Origin of the sequence: Streptomyces sodiiphilus, assembly GCF_039529215.1 — a bacterium.
In the GTDB taxonomy this organism is placed as follows: domain Bacteria; phylum Actinomycetota; class Actinomycetes; order Streptomycetales; family Streptomycetaceae; genus Streptomyces; species Streptomyces sodiiphilus.
In genome coordinates, this window is record NZ_BAAAMJ010000119.1 from 1 (window position 1) to 1,757 (window position 1,757).

The 1,757-nt window shown below is 57.3% G+C and carries 2 protein-coding genes and 1 pseudogene; all 3 read right to left on the bottom strand.

Annotated features, from left to right (window positions below):
* Positions 1-35: 35 nt before the first annotated feature.
* Positions 36-167, bottom strand: a pseudogene (locus ABD299_RS25220) (IS630 family transposase); the annotation flags it as partial.
* 290 nt (positions 168-457) lie between these two features.
* Positions 458-967, bottom strand: a complete 510-nt coding sequence (locus ABD299_RS24870; protein WP_344267041.1) for an SUKH-3 domain-containing protein — start codon at positions 965-967, stop codon at positions 458-460.
* A gap of 180 nt (positions 968-1,147) precedes the next feature.
* Positions 1,148-1,708 (bottom strand): SMI1/KNR4 family protein, encoded by a 561-nt coding sequence (locus ABD299_RS24875; protein WP_344267044.1) that lies wholly within the window; start codon positions 1,706-1,708, stop codon positions 1,148-1,150.
* Positions 1,709-1,757: the final 49 nt, after the last annotated feature.

The window sequence follows — 1,757 nt, forward strand, 5'->3', positions numbered from 1 at the left end:
ACCTGACCAGCTCAAACTGAGGATGGAAAGAGCTCACTGACCGGCAGGTCCCTGTCGATCGTCGAACCCGCCTCGCCCTGCGCGAATCGTTCGGACGCCTGGAGCCGTAACTCCTTGCGAAACTGCTGACGTTCGGCGGTCAGCGCGCCTCCTTGTGGATACCGCATGTCCCAGGTGATACCGCACGCGCGACGAGCCGTCAGCCCCTCCGACACCACGGGTTCAATCTCAGTAGCGGGGAACCCCGACGTGATCACCGTCCTCCGCCCGCTGAAGAATCGAGGCTGAGCAAGCCCATGGGCCCTGCTTGATCGTTCTGCGTAAGAACAGAAAGGTCATTCAGGACCGCGGGCGGCATGCGTACAGGGCCGAGTTGTCCAGCACGAGGTAACGAAGTGTGAGGCCATGTCAGCAGCTCAGGCCGGTCCATCGCTGAAGTCCGAAGACCCAGAGAACTTCAGTAGGGAGAATCAGGTTTCGGCCAAGGGGCGAGCCCTGGATCGGAGTGCAGCCAGATCAGCGGGCGACTTGCGCAGACTGCCAACTCCAGGGAGTCCTCGAAGGTGAAACCAAGTTCCCATATCCAACCCATGCCAGCAGCAACCACCTGCCCTCTTGCTTCGACGAACACGCTTGAATAACTGAGCCATTCTCCGATAGGGAAATAGCTCCCACCTAGCGCACCTTCGACCTCTCTTGCTAGATCGCACTGTCCCGATCCGGCAGCGAAGGGGTCAAAATTGTAAGGCTCATCATTGTTGAAGTTCGGGCCAATTCTGTTGACCGGCTCAACTGAGAGCCCTCCCACTGCCGCGAGGATTTCCTTCGCCAATGGATGGGACCGGTACCCTTCTCTCTCCAATGGCTGCACCCATTGACTCGCATCAACGTTCTCTGCACTCCATCCGGCCGCAACTAGCGCGTGAAGTAGATTCTCGCTGAGCGAGTCGAAGTGAATCAGGGACATCAGTTGATCTCCAGGTCTTCCAGCAGTCGGACACAACGTCCGCAGGGGTGGGCCGGTTCAGCATTCCCGTCCGTATTCGATATCGGCATGGAGTTATTTCGTGTCTTTTTCGTTCGCGGCTCTATCGGCACGCGTCAACGCAATCCCGTGGGACATGCAGGGCCAACCATCAGTCGACACTCACGGCCGCTGATGAGCCGAGGCCAACACAGACCCGCCGTAAGTAATGAAGGAGTTCCCGAACTCGGCGAACTTTCGGGAGATTAGGTTTGTGTCCGACTTGCCGAGTAGCCACAGCATAAGAAATTCAATGCTACGAGCCTGGAAGACTTCCCACTCGCCATCGATGTTCTGAATGGCCATGGGCCAAACTGCAGAGTCCAGTTCCTTTCCGCGCGCCCACCAGTACAGATACTCGCCATCACCTGTACTCGCCCACGCAATGAGCCGATCAGTCTCTGATTCGAACCATGACGGCGTATCCTCTCCGGACTTCCAGAGGATACGCAATCCCTCCTCACGCTCGATCGCGCCAGAAGTTAGATCGTAGAGATCCCCATTACTGCGCGGAGCGTGAATCCAAATGTGACGGTCAAAGCTGCCACCTCCGAAGACTTCGATCATCTTGCGATAATCAGGCGGTGGCATGACGCCCAAGCCCTCGGCTACCGTTGCCCAGTTCACTTCAAACCGTTTCTCGGTGGCTGTTTGAGCCCATTGAGCAAGCTGTTCTACGGACACTTTCACTTAGTACTCCAGTTGCAGTTCGCTATCGCTGCTGGTCAGGAGC